This is a genomic window from Yeosuana aromativorans (genome assembly GCF_014646655.1).
In the GTDB taxonomy this organism is placed as follows: Bacteria; Bacteroidota; Bacteroidia; order Flavobacteriales; family Flavobacteriaceae; genus Yeosuana; species Yeosuana aromativorans.
In genome coordinates this window covers 543,507-560,671 of record NZ_BMNR01000001.1, presented here as the reverse complement: position 1 = coordinate 560,671, position 17,165 = coordinate 543,507, and the positions used below count along the sequence as shown (strand labels likewise).

The window sequence follows — 17,165 nt, the reverse complement described above, 5'->3', positions numbered from 1 at the left end:
AGATAAACGACGGAATTATAATTTTGTTACGAAAAGAACTATTAAAATTCGGCATTTTGTGGTGTTCTTGGGTAAGGAATAACGTCCCTTATATTGCCCATTCCAGTAGCAAACATAACCAAACGTTCAAAACCAAGCCCAAAACCGGAATGCACAGCAGTACCATATTTACGCAAGTCTAAATACCACCATAATTCGTTTTCATCAATACCAAGGGCAGCCATTTTTTCTTTAAGGACATCTAAACGTTCTTCACGTTGGGAACCGCCAACTATTTCGCCAATTCCTGGGAATAAAATATCCATGGCCCTAACGGTTTTGCCATCCTCATTTAAGCGCATATAAAAGGCTTTGATGTTGGCTGGGTAATCAAACAAGATAACAGGGCATTTAAAGTGTTTTTCTACCAGAAAACGCTCGTGTTCACTTTGTAAGTCGGCACCCCATTCATTGATAATGTATTTAAATTTCTTTTTCTTATTAGGTGTACTGTTACGTAAAATATCTATAGCTTCTGTGTAGCTTACGCGCTTAAAGTTATTATCAATAACAAAGTTTAGTTTTTCAATTAAGCTCAACTCACTACGCTCAGCTTGTGGTTTTGACTTTTCTTCATCCAACAAGCGTTTTTCTAAAAACTCTAAATCCTCACGATTGTTGGTTAAAACATAACCCAAAACATATTTTAGAAAGTCTTCGGCTAAATCCATGTTACCGGCCAAATCCATAAAGGCCACTTCGGGTTCAATCATCCAAAATTCAGCCAAATGTCTTGATGTGTTTGAGTTTTCGGCTCTAAACGTTGGCCCAAAGGTATAGACTTTACCAAGCGACATGGCATAGGTTTCGGCTTCTAATTGACCAGAAACGGTTAGGTTGGTCTCCTTTCCAAAGAAATCTTGAGAATAATCAACTTCATTTAAATTTGTTATCGAAAAAAGATTGTAAAAGCACAAAGAAAGACTTGGGTATTCGTTTGGACTATAAATTCTTCTAATTGTTTTCCCTGCAATATTATCAAGCCTCCATCCATTTTCTCTACAAATAGCTTTGATTTTCAAAACCAAATCTTTTTTGTCCATTGTATTAATTCTTCCTTCCCTGAATCTAGTGTGCAATGAGCTAAACGATTTAAAGAGCTTTTTTAATCTATTTTTAAAAGCTATATCCTTATCAATTCGATTTTTTAATTTTTCGAGCTGCTCAGGTTTTAAAAGAATTAATTTTTTTAAATCAAATTTTTCATGGGTTAAAGTAGATGAAATAAGGCTTTTAACTTCTTCTAGTCCTAAATCATTACTTTTTATGACATATTCTAAAATTACTTTATAATATTCATTTGCTAAATGATCAAATTTTGAATAATCAATTTTAGATTTTTTTTCATCAATAATTTTAATAGGAGGATTTATAGCCGGCAAAGTACTAACCCTAAACATTTCACCAGCACCTTCAGCATCACTTCCAGTGATAATTGGCGCATGCATATAGTAAAAACCGTTCTTGTTAAAATAGCTGTGAATAGCAAACGACAAAGCTGAACGCAACCTCATAACGGCACTAAAGGTGTTGGTTCTGGTACGTAAATGGGCGTTTTCACGCAAGAATTCCAAGGAGTGTTTTTTAGGTTGAATAGGAAACGTTTCAGGATTGGAATCGCCTAAAATTTGAATGGAACTTACAATGATTTCAACCTTTTGTCCCTTACCTTGGCTTTCAACCAATTCGCCTTTAATATGAACGGCCGCTCCGGTTGTAATGCGTTTTAAAAGCGCTTCGTCTGTGTTTTCAAAATCAACAACACACTGAATATTATTTATGGTAGAACCGTCATTTAAAGCAATAAATCGATTGGCCCTAAAGGTTCTTACCCAACCCTTGATTTCAACTTCAGGAAGTATTTGATTGTTTGATAATAATTCTGAAACGGTATATGATGTCATTAGTATTGAATTTTAAATTGCAAATATAAAGTTTTCAATGATGAATTATCAAATTCCAAATTCTTAAATCAATGTATTTAGGCAATAAAACTAGAAATCTTCATCCTCAGCGTCTTCTTCAGGAATAATATTGATAGCTGGTTCTCTCAATACATTTTTATTCGCTATGCTGCGCTCTAATGACAGTAGTAATGAAGGCAGCAAAATTAAGTTTGAAAGCATAGCAAACAAGAGTGTTATGGATACTAAAGCACCCAAAGCTACCGTGCCGCCAAAGCTTGATATGGTAAATACCGAGAATCCAAAAAACAACACGATGGATGTGTAAAACATGCTCACACCGGTTTCTTGCAAGGCCGCATAAACCGACTTTTTGATTTTCCAATGATTTGCCTGAAGTTCTTGTCTGTATTTGGCCAGAAAGTGAATGGTATCATCCACCGAAATTCCAAAAGCAATACTAAATACCAAAATGGTTGACGGTTTAATAGGAACACCGAAATAGCCCATGATGCCAGCTGTTATTAAAAGTGGCAGCAAGTTTGGGATAAGCGATACCACGATCATCTTGAAAGACCTGAACATATAGGCCATGAACAACGATATTAACAGAATAGCAAGCGTTAAGGATATGGCCAAATTCTTGACCAAATAATTGGTTCCTTTTTGGAACACCAAGGCCTTTCCGGTTATGGTTACGTTGTATTGGTTTTTAGGGAAGACATTTTTTATTTTATTTTTTAAATTGTCTTCAATGTGTTCCATTTTATCGGTGCCAATATCTTTCATAAAGGTTGTAATTCGCGCATATTGGCCGGTACTGTCCACAAAGTTTTTAAACAAATCTACATTAGAGGTTGAATTTTTTGCATACGAAAGGATAAAACTGTTTTCCTGAGATGTTGGCAGCTGGTAATGTTTTGGATTGCCGTTATAATAAGCTTGTTTGGAATATTTTACCAAACTGACCACAGAGATGGGTCTGGATAATTCAGGAGTCTCAACAATCAGCTTTTCAAGCTCATCCATACGCTTTAAGGTAGAGAGCTTCATCACGCCTTTTTTGCGTTTGGTATCTACCATGATTTCCAACGGCATTATGCCATTAAACTCTTTTTCAAAAAAGCGAATATCCTTAAAGAATTGGGCATTTTTTGGCATGTCCTCAATCAAACTGCCCGAAATCTTTATTTGATAAATACCAATAAAACTCAAGATAAGAAGCCCAACTGCAGTAGCATAAATGGTGATGCGTTTTTGCCTTACCATACGTTCTATCCAACTTACAAAATAAGTCACCCAACGCCTGTTTAAATGCTCAAGATGACGTTCTTTAGGATAGGGTAAAAAGGAATATAAAATAGGAATGATAAGGATACATAAAATAAAAATGGCCAAAATACTCAAGGAGGCCACAATACCAAATTCCTTTAGTAATTTACTCTCGGTTAAAATAAAGGTTGCAAATCCCGAAGCCGTGGTAACATTAGTCATTAACGTGGCATTTCCAATTTTGGTGATGACCCGTTGCAACGACTTTACTTTATTCCCGTGCAGTTTAACCTCGTGCTGGTATTTGTTGATTAAAAAAATGCAGTTTGGAATGCCTATAACAATAATCAGTGGCGGAATAAGTGCCGTTAAAACAGTAATTTCATAATTGAGCAAACCTAAAATACCAAAAGTCCACATCACGCCCGTACAAACTACAATAAGCGAAATCAATGTAGCTCTGATAGACCTGAAAAAGAAAAAGAAAATAAGCGATGTAACCAATAAGGCGGCTCCAATGAATAACCCTATTTCGTCAACGATGTTTTGTGAGTTCAGCGTTCTGATATAAGGCATTCCGGAAACCCGCACATCTAAATTGGTGGCTTTCTCAAAAGCCTCAATTTTAGGTTGTAAAACGTCAAGGACAAAGTCTTTTCTAGCAGCTGTATTTACAATATCTTTTTTAAGATAAATAGCAGTTCTTATGGTTTTTGTATTCTTATTAAACAAAAAGTTGTCATAAAACGGATACTTATGAAAAAGCTCATATTGAAGCGTATCAATTTCTTTTAATGACGAAACAGAATCTTTAATAAAGGGTTCTAAAACAAAGCGTTGATGTACCGTATCTTTTACAAGCTTTTGAAGATCTTTAACAGACAGGACCGTTTCAACTTCCTTATAGTGTTTAAAATCATCGGCCAGTTTATTCCAGGCATTTAGCTTTTCTACTGTAAAAAGGGTAGAGTCTTTAATGCCCAATACAATCAGGTTGCCTTCTTCACCAAACCGTTTTAAAAAGTTGTTATAGGTAATGTTTACTTCATGATCATCGGGCAATAGGTTGGCTTCAGTATACGTGAATCGCATATTTTTCCACTGAAAACTAAAGAATATGGTTGCTATTACAATAGCAATAAGAATACCTATTTTATTGCGTAAAATAAGTCTAGCAATGATGTCCCAAAAATCTTTTGTAAAAAGTTTAAACATAAATTCATTAAAAAGTTCGGCAAAGGTAGAAAAAACAATGTATTAGATATGTTTATAACGTTATAATGTTACGTTAAATGTGAATTTAAAAGCAACATTATCCCCAAAATTGGGAAGATGATAAGCACCATATCTATAAGTAAGACTCGTGCCAAATCCAAAGATTAATTTATTGATTTCAAAACCAGACTCAGTATAACCGTGTTTTAAAGATTTAAAGGTCACGTTTTGATGACGTTCTATATGGCTTATATCACCAATGGCATATCTGGAAATTAAAACCAATTGAGGTTTGAAACAAGCAGAAATATTAAATGGTTTGAAAAAATGCTTGAACTGCATGGTTGTAAATTTATCAGAAAAGAATTCATTGAAGTACATGGTTTCAAAACTATTGATACCGGCTACTGAAAACCGTTGCATAATGGTTTCTTTATTGATATTGTTAGGATAAGCGTGATATAGGTGGGTTAAAGGCGTTTCTCCGCTTGTAATCCCAGATACCAGCGTAATCTCAGATTTAGAATCGTTATGGTAATCAAATTCTTGAATGAGTCTGAAATCGAGCTTGGAAAAATTAAAATCACCCTTTCCTAAATTTTTAATGCTTTTAGTGTATTGCAATGTGAGTTTAGGATATCCGTTTTTTGTTTCAACATACCTATTGTCTGATAACTCGAAGCCACTAAATGGGCTCCATTGCATGCACGTTTTAAATGTGCTTATGTGGAATGTGGTATAACTGGCTCCATTTACTACAAATTCATAATCATAGGTTGGAACAATATAGCTGAACGCCAACTGGGTTTCCGTTTGTAGTTTAGGGCTTAGTTGGTGTTCAATTGATACAGCTCTTGTGGTATGCTTATGAAATAAACTGATATTCAATAATCTGGGTTCAAAAAACTGAAAAATGCGTTTATCGGTTAGAAAGGCTGAGCTTCCCGATTCCTGCAAATCATCTGTGTATGAGGCATGAATCCAAGTGCTCGTTTTTTCGTCCAATCTTAAACCCGTACCAAAACTATATTTAAACCTATGGTCCCTAAAACCATAAACCACATAGGTGTTTAACCTTAGTTTATCAGAAAAGGCATCATTGGTGATACCGCCAAGGCCAGTTCTTAGTGCTTCGTATTGATTATATTTTATAAGATACCTTAAATCAAAATTGAAATATTTGGTAGGGAAGTAACCATTGCCCAATTGTTTTATAAACTCACTTTTTTTGATGGTGTCTTGCTGGGTGGTAACTGTGTTTTCTGAGACAGTTTGAGAATGCAGCACACATGAAAACAACGCAATGTAAATAAAGGTGCTGAGCTTAGACATTAATTGAACAAAAAGTTAGAGTTAAAAAAAGCGACATTTAAGTCGCTTCTCAAATTATACGGTCATGATTTCTTTCTCTTTTACTTCAAGAATATCATCAATTTTTTTAACATACTTATCAGTCATGGTTTGTATGTCAATTTCAGCATTGTTTTTAAGGTCTTCAGAAATATCATCTGCTTTTTTAATCTCATTATTGGCATCTTTTCTGGCGCTTCTCACCCCGATTTTGGCATCTTCGGCTTCAGCTTTTGCTTGCTTTGCCAGATTACGACGGCGCTCTTCGGTTAACGGTGGTACATTTATAATCACACTTTCACCATTATTCATAGGGTTAAAGCCAAGATTGGCCATCAATATACCACGCTCAATTTCTTGAAGCATGCTTTTTTCCCAAGGCTGAACAGTAATGGTTCTACCATCTGGGGTGTTAACATTGGCAACTTGGTTGAGCGGTGTTTGTGATCCATAATAATCAACCATAACACTCCCTAACATGGCTGGACTTGCTTTTCCAGCTCGTATATTTGCTAATTGTTTTTCTAAATGCTTAATAGCATTATCCATGGCTTCTTTGGCAGTGTCTAATATGAATTGTACGTCTTCATTCATGGCAATAAACTTTAATTTCAACTAATTTAAAAAATATGGATTTAGCATTTAACCTCTGTTCCAATATTTTCACCTGAAACTACTTTAAAGAGGTTTCCTTTTTTGTTCATATCAAATACAATAATCGGCAAATCGTTTTCCTGGCTCAAGGTAAAAGCTGTGGTGTCCATTACTTTCAAGCCTTTTCTAATAACATCATCAAAAGAAATATTGTCAAACTTAATGGCTTTTGAGTCTTTCTCTGGGTCTACATTATAAATGCCGTCAACACGAGTTCCTTTTAAAATAACATCGGCTTCTATTTCTATGGCTCTTAAAACGGCTGCGGAATCTGTAGTGAAATAAGGATTTCCAGTGCCGCCCCCAAAAATGACCACACGGCCTTTTTCAAGATGTCGAATGGCACGTCTACGGATAAAAGGTTCAGCCACCTCATTTATTTTTATGGCTGATTGCAACCTAGTTGGAATATCGGCATTTTCAAGTGCACTCTGTAGCGCAAGTCCATTAATGACTGTTGCCAGCATGCCCATGTGGTCACCTTGCACTCTGTCCATCCCTTTACTGGCTCCGGCAACTCCTCTAAAAATATTGCCTCCACCAATCACTATGGCTACTTCAACGCCTTGATCGGTAATGGCTTTAATGTCTTGGGCATATTCTGCCAAACGTTCAGGGTCTATACCATATTGGCGATTACCCATTAAGGCTTCACCGGATAGTTTGAGGAGGATTCTTTTGTACTTCATAATGTGCTTAAAAGTTTAGCAAAACTACATAATTTTTTTGTTTTTAGATTATAAAAAAAGCTCCCCAAATTAATGAGAAGCTCTTTTATATCATGATTTGCTATTAGGTTATCCTAAAGCAACTCTTTTAAAGTTTACAACTTTCACATCGTTACCAATAGATTTTACATAGTTGGCAACACTTAGTTTGCTGTCTTTTATAAAATCTTGGTTTACCAAGGTGTTGTCTTTAAAGAAACGATTCAGTTTACCTTTGGCAATGTTGTCTAGCATAGCTTCTGGTTTACCTTCTTGACGTAATTGGTCTTTAGCGATTTCAATTTCCTTATCAATAACAGATTGGTCAACACCATCTTGATCCAACGCGATTGGGTTCATGGCTGCTACTTGCATAGCAACATCTTTAGCAACTACTTCAGCACCATCTACATTAGCAGATAAACCAACTAATGTAGCGATTTTGTTTCCAGCGTGGATGTAAGATCCTACAAAAGGTGCTTCAATTTTCTCAAAAGCATTGATTTGTAATTTTTCACCGATAACACCAGTTTGCTCAATTAATTTATCGGCAACTGTCATGCCTCCAAAGTCAGCAGCTAAAAATGCATCTTGTGAGTTGTAGTTAAATGCTAGGTCAGCAAGTTGATTTGCCAACTCAACAAAACTTTCGTTTTTACCAACAAAGTCAGTTTCACACCCTAAAACAATAGCAACACCAACAGTTTTGGCATCGTTTACTTTTGCAATGGCAGCACCTTCAGTTGATTCTCTATCTGCTCTGTTAGCAGCAACTTTTTGACCTTTTTTACGTAAAATTTCAATAGCTTTATCAAAATCACCTTCAGCTTCTACTAAGGCTTTTTTGCAGTCCATCATACCTGCACCCGTAGTTTGTCTTAATTTATTAACTTCTGCGGCTGTTATTTTTACCATAGATTCCATAATTTTTTAAATTTAAAAAGTCGTTCAATTGGTTTCGATGAAGAAAATAATTAAACGACTTAATGTATGCTTATTAATATTATTTATTCTTCTTCGTCAGCAACAACTTTCTTAGTTTTTGCTTTTGATGTTTTTGCAGTTGTTTCTACTACAGTATCATCATCTTCATCAGTAGCTTCTTTTTCTGCTTTACGTTCTAATAATCCTTCACTAATGGATGTTGTAACGTATGATAATATTTTATCAATGGATTTTGAAGCATCATCATTTGCAGGGATTACATAATCAACCTGACGTGGGTCTGAGTTGGTATCAACCATTGCAAAAATTGGAATGTTTAATTTTTGTGCTTCTTTGATAGCGATGTGCTCACGTTTGATGTCAACCACAAATAAAGCACCTGGTAAACGTGTCATATCACTAATAGAACCTAGGTTTTTTTCTAACTTAGCTCTTAAACGGTCTACTTGTAAACGCTCTTTTTTAGAAAGTGTGTTAAACGTTCCGTCTTTTTTCATTCTATCAATAGAAGCCATTTTTTTAACGGCTTTTCTAATAGTAACAAAGTTAGTTAACATACCACCTGGCCATCTTTCAGTGATGTAAGGCATGTTGATTTCACCGGCTTTTTCAGCTACAATGTCTTTTGCTTGTTTTTTAGTAGCCACAAATAAAATCTTACGACCAGAGTTAGCAATTTTGCTTAACGCTGCACCGGCTTCTTCTATTTTAGCTGCTGTTTTATAAAGGTTGATAATATGGATACCGTTGCGTTCCATATATACGTAAGGGGCCATGTTTGGATCCCACTTACGGGTTAGGTGACCAAAGTGTACACCTGCTTCAAGTAATTCTTTTACTTCTACTTTTGCCATTTTGTAATAGTTTACGTTCTGTTGAATTAGCAATGATTAAGTGGTCATTTTTTAAATTCGCCTTAACCATTTAGATGCTAAACTAAATCCTGTTTTTTACAACTAGGACAACAATAACTGGTTTAATTTTTTTGTTTTGCTGAATACTTCATAGAGTAAAGCAGCTAGTTTGATATTAACGTTTAGAGAACTGGAATTTCTTACGCGCTTTTTTCTGACCGAATTTTTTACGCTCAACCATTCTTGGGTCTCTTGTTAATAATCCTTCTGGTTTTAAGATTGCTCTGTTTTCAGCATCCAGTTCGCACATAGCGCGAGAGATTGCCAAACGAACAGCTTCTGCCTGACCAGTAATACCACCTCCGAATACATTTACAGTAATATCAAAGTTGCTATCATTGTTAGTCATAACCAATGGCTGTTTTACTTTGTACTGCAAGGTTGCAGTGGTAAAATAAGCCGCTATGTCTTTTTTATTAATTGTGATGTCACCTTTACCTTTGGCAACATACACGCGAGCAACAGCCGTTTTTCTACGGCCAATTTTGTGAATTACTTCCATTTACTTGAATTCGTTTAAGTTAATTGTTTTTGGCTTTTGCGCTTCGTGAGTATGCGCTGAACCAACCACAACATTTAAATTACGGAATAAATCGGCACCTAATTTATTTTTAGGCAACATTCCTTTAATTGACTTTTCTACTAGTCTTGCTGGATCTTTTCCAAACATTTCTGAAGCTGTTAAGCTTCTTTGACCACCTGGATATCCTGTGTGACGAATGTATGTTTTATCGTTCCACTTGTTTCCAGTTAAGTTGACTTTCTCGGCATTGATAACAATCACGTTATCGCCGCAATCAACATGTGGTGTGAAGTTAGGCTTGTGCTTGCCTCTTAAAAGTTTTGCAACTTTTGAAGCTAAACGGCCTAAGCTTTGCGACTCAGCATCAACCAAAACCCACTCCTTGTTTACAGTAGCTTTGTTTGCTGAAATTGTTTTGTAGCTTAATGTGTCCACACGTATTATTTTTTCTAATTAAACATTCCTCTCCCAAAAAGAGTTTGCAAATTTACGATTATATATTTGATTACCAAATAGTGTGATGTGTTTTTTCAGGGTTGTTTTTGATAAAAATTTCAGGCCTCAAGGCTAAGGCAAAAAATTATTATCTGCGAGGTCAATCATGATCAGTTTTTTAGCTTTTTTTAAGAAGAATAAATACATGATAGAGTTCTTTAAGATTCGTTAACATATCTGTTAATATTGGGTTAAAACCATGATAACATTCGTGTTAACGCATCATTTTTCTTATATTAAATACAAATAATTACTAATCAAAAACAGAAAAATGAAGAACTTAGACAGAAAGACCGTTGCTATCTTAGCAACCAATGGATTTGAAGAAAGTGAATTAACAGAACCAAAAAAAGCGCTAGAACAAGCTGGTGCCGATGTACATATAGTATCTCTAAAATCTGGAGAGATTAAAGGATGGTCAGATGGAAATTGGAGTAATTCTTATAAAGTAGACAAAACTTTAGATGAAGTCTCCCACTCTGACTATAATGCTTTAATGCTGCCAGGCGGCGTTATCAATCCCGATTTATTAAGACGAGATGAAAAAGCGGTCAAGTTTGTTAAATCCTTTTTTGAAAATAAAAAACCCGTAGGAGCCATATGCCATGGACCATGGTTACTGGCAGAGGCTGATGTTTTAAAAGGACGCAAAGTAACCTCTTTCAGTTCCATTAAAACGGATATAATGAATGCTGGTGCCAATTGGGTAGATGAAGCCGTTGTTGTAGATGAAGGGCTGGTTACAAGCCGTTCACCAAAAGATTTACCGGCATTTAATTCTAAACTAGTGGAAGAAGTTTATGAGGGTAAACATAAAATGCAAATGGCGTAATTCGGAGACTCCGAGAAATTTTTTTACGTTACATATATTTAAGTAACGTTTGATTCATTATTAAAAAAGTCAGAATTCTACAGAATTCTGACTTTTTTATGCTCAAAAGCTACATGGTAAAATGAGTTCTTTGTTTGTCCTCATGTTGGCAAACGTTTTTTATTCAATATTTCCATTTTGCCCCTCTTTTTTCAGCATCATCTTTTCTGTATTCAGCAATTTTTTTAATGAGTTGTTTTGGTAAAGGTTTGTTATAGGAAAATTGAATGGAGTCTTTTTTGACATCATATCCTGATAGTTCTTTTTCAAATGGTTTTAATGCCGGGCCAGTTGGAATGAAACTTAAATGGGATGTATGGGCAGAGTACACAAAGAGTATTGTTACCGATTCAAATACGGGTTTACCCCATTTCAATCCTTCTCTTGCGTCAGGAACAACATTTTTTAAAATAGAGCGCATTTCTTTAAATTTACTTTGAGCGATGTCAGGCAACTGTTCAATATATTCCTCTACACTTGCTGGTTTCTTTTTTTCCATTTTGTTTTTCAATCTCTTTTGGCATGTTACCAACCATCACGTATAACCGTCGGTTACGGATTAATATGTGTTATTTTTCGGTTTAGTCCTGGCCTTAGCAATTCCGAGTGGATTGCTAAAGCCAGTTCGCTTTGCTCGTGTCGGACACAGTCGGAATCTGCAGACCCGAGCACAAAGTGCGAACGGGCGGAGCAAATTGCGGTTATACGTTGTGGTGCTTTCGTTATTTTTGATGATTTATTCATCCACTACTAATTTTTCATCTATCAGGGCGATGATTTCCAAACTTTTGGTTCTGTACTCTTTTAAGTGTGGGATATAATTATTGAAATACATTTCATAGATTACTTTAGCTGTATTTCTATAACCAAAATCGGTTAAGGCATATTCTATGAAAGCATCACTATAAGTATCAGTACCTCTAAAGTTAAAATCAGCAAACCAAGGTTGTGTGTATTTTACAATTTCTAAAAAGGAATTTGAGTTCGTAGCTAATTCATCTAAATCAACATAAATGTTATTAGACAAATCTAAATACAAATTATTTAGTTTAATTGATAAAGAATCACTAGATGTGTTGTTTTGTTGATTGTAGTTTTGTAATAGTTCACTGCCGTTTTTTCTTAATTTAATATTTGGGAATCCGAAATTTACATATCTACAATTTATACAGTTTAAAAAGTCTTCTTTTTTTCTTGTTTTATTAATAATTGCCAAATAATCTTTTTTTATAGATTGTGAAGAATTGACAATTTTATCAATATTTAATATGTCCTGTTGTAAATCTGCTTTTATGGTTGCATAGATATTATTCAACACCTTTTTTTGTTGCCGCTCTTGATTCCAATTGTTTATTGATAGGGCAATTAAAATCCCGATAACAACAAGAATTATTTCCCCAATTGCATATTTTAGATAGTTTACAGCTTTTCCTTCTGAAACTAAATTTTGTCTAATTTTTCTAAAGAATTTTATCATTGGCTATTGGTTGGTCATAATGAAGCGCAACGTGTTTGGCTCGTATGTTTGTGATTTCACACATAAAATCAGATAAATATAAGTTTTTACTTTCATTTTTTGCACTGTCGCCACGTTGGATTATTGCCGGTGTTGGCGGTTCGTTTTAATTTTTCCATTGTTTATTTCAGTTCATAAGTATATTCTTCTATTTCGGTTCCACGAGCATTGGCAAAACCTTTGTCGACTCCTATTTTTACAAAACCACATTTTTCCAATACTTTCTGTGAACCGAAATTGTCAAATGCAACTCGTCCAACAATTGGTCTGGCGGTTTCCATTGTAAGAAGTTCTTTTAGTGCTTTTGTTGCAATGCCTAATCCCCAAAATTTTCTGTCTATCCAATAAGTAATTTCGGTGTCACCTTCCAAAACGAATTTGGCAATACTTCCTACAATAGTATTGTCAAGAAAGATTGTTTGGTTGTTAACTGTCGGGTTGGCTAACAATTTTGTGTATTTGTTTATGTAAGCTGCTTTGTCAGTGTGGTCTTTTGGCATAAATGCAGCTAAATATCCTCCTTCTTCGTCAAGTTGAAATTCAAATAAAGTATCCAAGTCTTCAATTTTTGTTGGCTTGAGTTTTATATTAAGTTTGTTGCTTGTCATTCTTTTTTTTGTTGATAATACAGGATTATAGCTCCATTATTAAAGGTTTTAGTCTTAACGAGTTTAAAAATAATTCTGTTGTTTATGTCTTCAAATAGGTACAAACCTTTTCCTTCAACCATTGGGTGAATGCAAAGTTGGAATTCATCAATCAAGTTAAGTTTTAGTAGTTGTATTATTAAACTTCGGCTACCAACAAAAATATCTTTGCCCGGTTGTTGCTTGAGTTCTAAAACTTCATCTTTTAAGTCTCTTTTTGCTATGGTTGCACTTTCCCAATCTATATTTTCAAGCGTATGAGAGAAAACAATTTTTTGAATTTTGTCAATAGCCCTGGCAAAGTCGTTCATTGATTGTTCTTCGGAAGGATTTTCCAAAACAGTTCGCCAAAATTCCATAAGTTTGTAGGTAGTTCTGCCATACAAGATTGCGTCTCCTTGACCTAATAATTCCGTATAATGCTGATGTATTTCTGAATCTGGAATTCCTGCTGTATGGTCGCAAATTCCGTCAAGAGTCATATTTAATGCTGCAATTATTTTCCTCATATTATTTTGTCTGATCAACTACTGAATTGGGAACGGTTTTTCTTAAATGACCACCAACGTGTTTTATAAAATTCCGTTGCGGGAAAATCTGCGAGGGTTTTTGTAAGCAGGCTTACACTAGCAATTAATTTTATACGACTTAAGTTTGTCTTTCGTTATTTATTGTTTGTAATTTTTATCCTTCAATTCTTGCTCAATTTCGTTAATTAATTCCTTGCCACTTTTTATAATGCCTTTATTCCATTCCTTCCTTAAATAGTTAACGCCATATTGCGCATTGCCATAATATCTGTACAAAGCCAAAGTGGTGGGAGCATTAAAATCACCAATCCATGTGGTATCAATCTTATTGATATCGAACCATGGTGACTTGTAACTTTTAGTCAACACAATGTGAGGAATCAAATCTGGGCTTGAGAAAAAGCTTTGTGAGGTACTATTAAGAGCTATTATATCTTGTTGGGTAGTTTCTATTAGAGCATAATAATCAGTTACATGATTTAGTAATTTCTTGTTTTTTAAAATGTAAATGCCGCTGGTGTTGAGGATTTCATCATACGTTTTTCTATTTATTTTTAAATTGGTCCAAGCAGTCCTAAATAAGGTATCGCAAGCAATAATATCCCCCACTGTTTTTGCCCTATAAAATATTTGTAGTGATCTTTCTGAATAAGATTGGTATGAGGTAAACAGAGAATCGCTTTGATTTAAATTTATAATATCTAAATTGATGTCATCTTTTAATTTTGAAAGAAAAGATAATTCCTTGTCATGATCTTTTCTTTTTTCGTTTAAATCGTTAAGCTGGATTGCTAAAAAAATACCAATTACAACAAGAATTATTTCCCCAATTGCATATTTTAGATAGTTTACAGCTTTTCCTTCTGAAACTAAACTTTGCCTAATTTTTCTAAAGAATTTTATCATTTGGTTATTGGTTGGTCATAATGAAGCGCAACATGTTTAGCTAGTATGTTTGTAATTTCACAGATAAAATCAGATAAATATAAGTTTTTACTTTTGGTTTTCGCACTGTTGCCACGCTGAATTATAGCCGGTGTTAGGTGCCGTTTTAAAATTTAATTTAAAAAATATATAAAGCCAATCAACAAATTAATTAGGATGCTAATAATACCTAAAGCAAATTTAAAATCAGGTCTGACCCCAAGAGACACCAAATAAAAAATCAGAACCAATAATCCATAGAAACTGGGTCCGATAATATACATAAATCCTCCGTGGCCAATATTTGCGGGCATATCCGCATTTAAAGCAATTACTACGGAGAAAACTATTGACATAAAAATTGCCAGAGACATCAAAGCAGTAACTGAAGTAAGCGCTTTTTTCTTATTGTCATCATTCAGTTGGGTTTTAGCCCATATGATTGGGTATAAAAGAAAAACTAATAATAATCCGATGAATATATATTTCAAAACTTGTTTCTTTTAATGGTACACAACGTGTTTGTGTATGATTTCGTTGCGTGTTTCAGCAACTAATTTAGCAAATACAAACCGAATAGAAAATCCGCGAGGATTTTCGTAAGTAGGCGAGTACTAGCAATGAATTATACACGGTGTTACAGCACGTATTTTATACAATCCATGTTTCTTCTAACTTGTCAATTAGCCATTTTCCATTTACTTTCATAATAAAAACTCGAACTCCATATCCACAATTTCGACCGCAACCCATACCACATTCTAAAATCCCAAAGGATTTGGTTGTGTCAAATTGAATTCTAGTCAAATTTGTTAATCCTCCTAGATGAAATGAATATTCTTTTTTCCAAATGTCCTTGCCTTCTGGAAATTCGGAAAGATATTTAAATCGTAATTTTTTGTCCGCGATTAATTTATTTAATTCAATTTTATATTCAGTTGATAAGTCGGTTGAATCAAGTTTTAAGTTTTGGTTTTGAAAATGTTTTAAAAGTTGATTTCTTTCTTCTGTTTTTAATGGATAAACGGAATCCCTAATTGCAACAACTAATTTTACAGAATCTGCATTTAATTCCGCTTTTCTTTCTTCATAACCGGCTAACGCTTTTCCAATTCCGGTTGTGTCAGTTCCGATTATTTCTCCTTTTTCGTTAAAAATTGGTCTTGGTGGTGGCGGTGGTTTAATTCGAAAGTCAAAATGTAACGAATCCATTAAAGCTGGAAATATTTCATAAAGAACAGACTGCTCAAATTCCAATTCAGATTGTTTTTTTTCACAGCTGAACAAAACCAGAATCATTGAAATTAGTAGGAAAGTTGGTTGTGTTCTCATATGTGCTGTAACTGGTTATATCCAAACAATATATTGCTTTTTTTGGTTTAAAATTCCGAATAAACAAATGTTTGCGTTTGCTTTTTTATAAATTAAATATAAACATTTTTGTAATAAAATTCTGTTCTTATTTTTATAATTTATCATTCAATAAACCTGTTGGTGATGCATTTTGATCAATAATTGATTTGATGGCTATGTTTAAAGAACTCTTAATTCGCAGTAAATCCTGTTTGTAACATGGGTTTAAATTATGGTGGTTTCGGATTTTGAATGCCCCAAAAATTCTTGAATGTATCTCATCTCAGTACCATTTTCAAGGAAATGTGTGGCATAACTGTGTATTAAGTTATGGTGTAATATGCTTAGTAATCTTATTGTTTTTGCAACTTCTGTTTAAAAAAAGCATCCTACATTAGTTATAGGATGCTTAATATTTAAATTGGAAAACCAGTGATTTACTGTTCTAAAATTATTTTATAGTTAGAGGATGTTTCGTTTGTTGAAACATGTATAATATAAAGGCCATTAGGATTGCCCGATAAATCAATACTCTCAATGGTTTTTGATTTTAAGGGATCCAATTGTATGGATTTCACTACTTGTCCCAAGATGTTTACCACGTCTATTTTACTAACGGGAATATCGTTGTATTTAACATTTATAAATCCATTGCTAGGATTAGGATAAAGAGAAACTTTGGTTTTATAAACGTTATCAAGACTCAAGGCAGTAGGCGTCCAAGTGATTGTCATTGTTTTTAATGGGCCTACATTGGCAGGATTTGTTGTAGTTATTGATGGCCCTTTTGTAAAAGCAAAACCAGGACTATTAACAAAATTATCAGAATTTCTTGAGCCATCTATCCAAGTGGATTCATACCATACGGTATATGTGCCATCTGGCACAATGTTACCTGAAACGTCTTTACCGTCCCAACTAACTGAATAAGTATCTAACGCAGCTGGAGAAGAGCTTCCCGTGCGTGTAGCTCCAGTAACAGCATCTACAACATTGGCAGTCATGGCATTATTTACAGTAGTCCAACCTGCTTTTGCGCCAAAGATTGGTAAATGGTCTTTCGTGCCATTTGACAAATACCGTATCTTGGTTTTAGTAAAGGTTGTTCCGTTTTGAATCCAAACCGCCATCACACATCCACCGTCAGCAGTATTTATTGGAGATCCTTGTGTAAAAGTAAAAGTCATTGTGCCGTCTGTTTGTGCTTGTAAAAAGGTAGATAAGCTCCAAAAAAGGCCTAAAAAAAGAAGTATTTTTGATTTCATGGGTATTATCATTTTAGAATTTCTCCAAAATGACAAATTTT

The 17,165-nt window shown here is 34.5% G+C and carries 19 protein-coding genes; 1 reads left to right on the top strand and 18 read right to left on the bottom strand.

Annotation, left to right across the window (positions count from 1 at the left end; genetic code table 11):
- Positions 1-41 precede the first annotated feature (41 nt).
- From asnS to rplM, 9 genes are all read right to left on the bottom strand, one after another.
- Entirely contained in the window at positions 42-1,943 is a 1,902-nt protein-coding gene (gene asnS / locus IEW94_RS17010) for an asparagine--tRNA ligase (RefSeq protein ID WP_373286585.1), read from the bottom strand.
- A 90-nt stretch (positions 1,944-2,033) separates the two neighbouring features.
- Positions 2,034-4,430 carry an efflux RND transporter permease subunit gene (locus IEW94_RS02190; protein ID WP_188649626.1) on the bottom strand — a complete coding sequence of 799 codons (2,397 nt, stop codon included), beginning with the start codon at positions 4,428-4,430 and terminating at the stop codon, positions 2,034-2,036.
- Between the two features lie 60 nt (positions 4,431-4,490).
- Positions 4,491-5,762, bottom strand: a complete 1,272-nt coding sequence (locus IEW94_RS02185; protein ID WP_188649625.1) for a DUF5686 family C-terminal domain-containing protein — start codon at positions 5,760-5,762, stop codon at positions 4,491-4,493.
- 54 nt (positions 5,763-5,816) lie between these two features.
- Entirely contained in the window at positions 5,817-6,374 is a 558-nt protein-coding gene (frr, locus tag IEW94_RS02180) for a ribosome recycling factor (protein WP_188649624.1), read from the bottom strand.
- A gap of 41 nt (positions 6,375-6,415) precedes the next feature.
- Positions 6,416-7,123 carry a UMP kinase gene (pyrH, locus tag IEW94_RS02175; RefSeq protein WP_188649623.1) on the bottom strand — a complete coding sequence of 236 codons (708 nt, stop codon included), beginning with the start codon at positions 7,121-7,123 and terminating at the stop codon, positions 6,416-6,418.
- 108 nt (positions 7,124-7,231) lie between these two features.
- Positions 7,232-8,056 carry a translation elongation factor Ts gene (tsf, locus tag IEW94_RS02170; RefSeq protein WP_188649622.1) on the bottom strand — a complete coding sequence of 275 codons (825 nt, stop codon included), beginning with the start codon at positions 8,054-8,056 and terminating at the stop codon, positions 7,232-7,234.
- A gap of 92 nt (positions 8,057-8,148) precedes the next feature.
- A complete protein-coding gene (gene rpsB / locus IEW94_RS02165; protein ID WP_188649621.1) occupies positions 8,149-8,940 on the bottom strand; it encodes a 30S ribosomal protein S2 in 792 nt (263 codons plus the stop codon).
- Positions 8,941-9,115: 175 nt separating this feature from the next.
- Positions 9,116-9,502, bottom strand: a complete 387-nt coding sequence (rpsI, locus tag IEW94_RS02160) for a 30S ribosomal protein S9 (RefSeq protein WP_188649620.1) — start codon at positions 9,500-9,502, stop codon at positions 9,116-9,118.
- Entirely contained in the window at positions 9,503-9,958 is a 456-nt protein-coding gene (gene rplM / locus IEW94_RS02155) for a 50S ribosomal protein L13 (RefSeq protein ID WP_188649619.1), read from the bottom strand. It lies immediately after the preceding gene.
- Between the two features lie 331 nt (positions 9,959-10,289).
- Between rplM and IEW94_RS02150 the strand changes: the two genes are divergently transcribed.
- Positions 10,290-10,850, top strand: a complete 561-nt coding sequence (locus tag IEW94_RS02150) for a type 1 glutamine amidotransferase domain-containing protein (RefSeq protein ID WP_188649618.1) — start codon at positions 10,290-10,292, stop codon at positions 10,848-10,850.
- Between the two features lie 163 nt (positions 10,851-11,013).
- On the opposite strand, the gene IEW94_RS02145 is transcribed toward IEW94_RS02150, so the two are convergent.
- The 9 genes from IEW94_RS02145 to IEW94_RS02105 form a co-directional block, all read right to left on the bottom strand.
- The gene (locus IEW94_RS02145) at positions 11,014-11,388 is read right to left on the bottom strand and encodes an iron chaperone (RefSeq protein WP_188649617.1); all 375 of its coding nucleotides are present in this window, start codon (positions 11,386-11,388) and stop codon (positions 11,014-11,016) included.
- Positions 11,389-11,625: 237 nt separating this feature from the next.
- On the bottom strand, positions 11,626-12,366 hold the full coding sequence (locus IEW94_RS02140) for a DUF6090 family protein (RefSeq protein ID WP_188649616.1): 741 nt from the start codon (positions 12,364-12,366) through the stop codon (positions 11,626-11,628).
- 161 nt (positions 12,367-12,527) lie between these two features.
- Positions 12,528-13,013: a GNAT family N-acetyltransferase gene (locus tag IEW94_RS02135; RefSeq protein ID WP_188649615.1), complete on the bottom strand. Its 486-nt coding sequence runs from the start codon at positions 13,011-13,013 to the stop codon at positions 12,528-12,530.
- Positions 13,010-13,561: a dihydrofolate reductase family protein gene (locus tag IEW94_RS02130; RefSeq protein WP_188649614.1), complete on the bottom strand. Its 552-nt coding sequence runs from the start codon at positions 13,559-13,561 to the stop codon at positions 13,010-13,012. Before IEW94_RS02130 ends, IEW94_RS02135 begins: the two co-directional genes overlap by 4 nt.
- 159 nt (positions 13,562-13,720) lie before the next feature.
- Complete coding sequence (locus IEW94_RS02125; RefSeq protein ID WP_188649613.1) at positions 13,721-14,488, bottom strand: DUF6090 family protein; 768 nt, start codon at positions 14,486-14,488, stop codon at positions 13,721-13,723.
- 152 nt (positions 14,489-14,640) lie between these two features.
- Complete coding sequence (locus IEW94_RS02120) at positions 14,641-14,997, bottom strand: hypothetical protein (protein WP_188649612.1); 357 nt, start codon at positions 14,995-14,997, stop codon at positions 14,641-14,643.
- Between the two features lie 160 nt (positions 14,998-15,157).
- Positions 15,158-15,763: a hypothetical protein gene (locus IEW94_RS02115; protein ID WP_229669418.1), complete on the bottom strand. Its 606-nt coding sequence runs from the start codon at positions 15,761-15,763 to the stop codon at positions 15,158-15,160.
- Between the two features lie 321 nt (positions 15,764-16,084).
- The gene (locus IEW94_RS02110) at positions 16,085-16,201 is read right to left on the bottom strand and encodes a tyrosine-type recombinase/integrase (RefSeq protein ID WP_373286588.1); all 117 of its coding nucleotides are present in this window, start codon (positions 16,199-16,201) and stop codon (positions 16,085-16,087) included.
- Positions 16,202-16,296: 95 nt separating this feature from the next.
- On the bottom strand, positions 16,297-17,124 hold the full coding sequence (locus IEW94_RS02105) for a T9SS type A sorting domain-containing protein (RefSeq protein WP_188649610.1): 828 nt from the start codon (positions 17,122-17,124) through the stop codon (positions 16,297-16,299).
- Positions 17,125-17,165: the final 41 nt, after the last annotated feature.

Excerpts from the sequence above, each read along its gene's own strand:
- frr (WP_188649624.1), bottom strand. The coding sequence starts at position 6,374 with ATGAATGAAGACGTACAATTCATATTAGACACTGCCAAAGAAGCCATG.
- IEW94_RS02145 (WP_188649617.1), bottom strand. The coding sequence starts at position 11,388 with ATGGAAAAAAAGAAACCAGCAAGTGTAGAGGAATATATTGAACAGTTG.
- IEW94_RS02190 (WP_188649626.1), bottom strand. The coding sequence starts at position 4,430 with ATGTTTAAACTTTTTACAAAAGATTTTTGGGACATCATTGCTAGACTT.
- IEW94_RS02125 (WP_188649613.1), bottom strand. The coding sequence starts at position 14,488 with ATGATAAAATTCTTTAGAAAAATTAGGCAAAGTTTAGTTTCAGAAGGA.
- tsf (WP_188649622.1), bottom strand. The coding sequence starts at position 8,056 with ATGGTAAAAATAACAGCCGCAGAAGTTAATAAATTAAGACAAACTACG.
- IEW94_RS02105 (WP_188649610.1), bottom strand. The coding sequence starts at position 17,124 with ATGAAATCAAAAATACTTCTTTTTTTAGGCCTTTTTTGGAGCTTATCT.
- IEW94_RS02135 (WP_188649615.1), bottom strand. The coding sequence starts at position 13,013 with ATGACAAGCAACAAACTTAATATAAAACTCAAGCCAACAAAAATTGAA.
- IEW94_RS02140 (WP_188649616.1), bottom strand. The coding sequence starts at position 12,366 with ATGATAAAATTCTTTAGAAAAATTAGACAAAATTTAGTTTCAGAAGGA.
- IEW94_RS02130 (WP_188649614.1), bottom strand. The coding sequence starts at position 13,561 with ATGAGGAAAATAATTGCAGCATTAAATATGACTCTTGACGGAATTTGC.
- asnS (WP_373286585.1), bottom strand. The coding sequence starts at position 1,943 with ATGACATCATATACCGTTTCAGAATTATTATCAAACAATCAAATACTT.
- rpsI (WP_188649620.1), bottom strand. The coding sequence starts at position 9,502 with ATGGAAGTAATTCACAAAATTGGCCGTAGAAAAACGGCTGTTGCTCGC.
- rpsB (WP_188649621.1), bottom strand. The coding sequence starts at position 8,940 with ATGGCAAAAGTAGAAGTAAAAGAATTACTTGAAGCAGGTGTACACTTT.
- IEW94_RS02150 (WP_188649618.1), top strand. The coding sequence starts at position 10,290 with ATGAAGAACTTAGACAGAAAGACCGTTGCTATCTTAGCAACCAATGGA.
- IEW94_RS02185 (WP_188649625.1), bottom strand. The coding sequence starts at position 5,762 with ATGTCTAAGCTCAGCACCTTTATTTACATTGCGTTGTTTTCATGTGTG.
- pyrH (WP_188649623.1), bottom strand. The coding sequence starts at position 7,123 with ATGAAGTACAAAAGAATCCTCCTCAAACTATCCGGTGAAGCCTTAATG.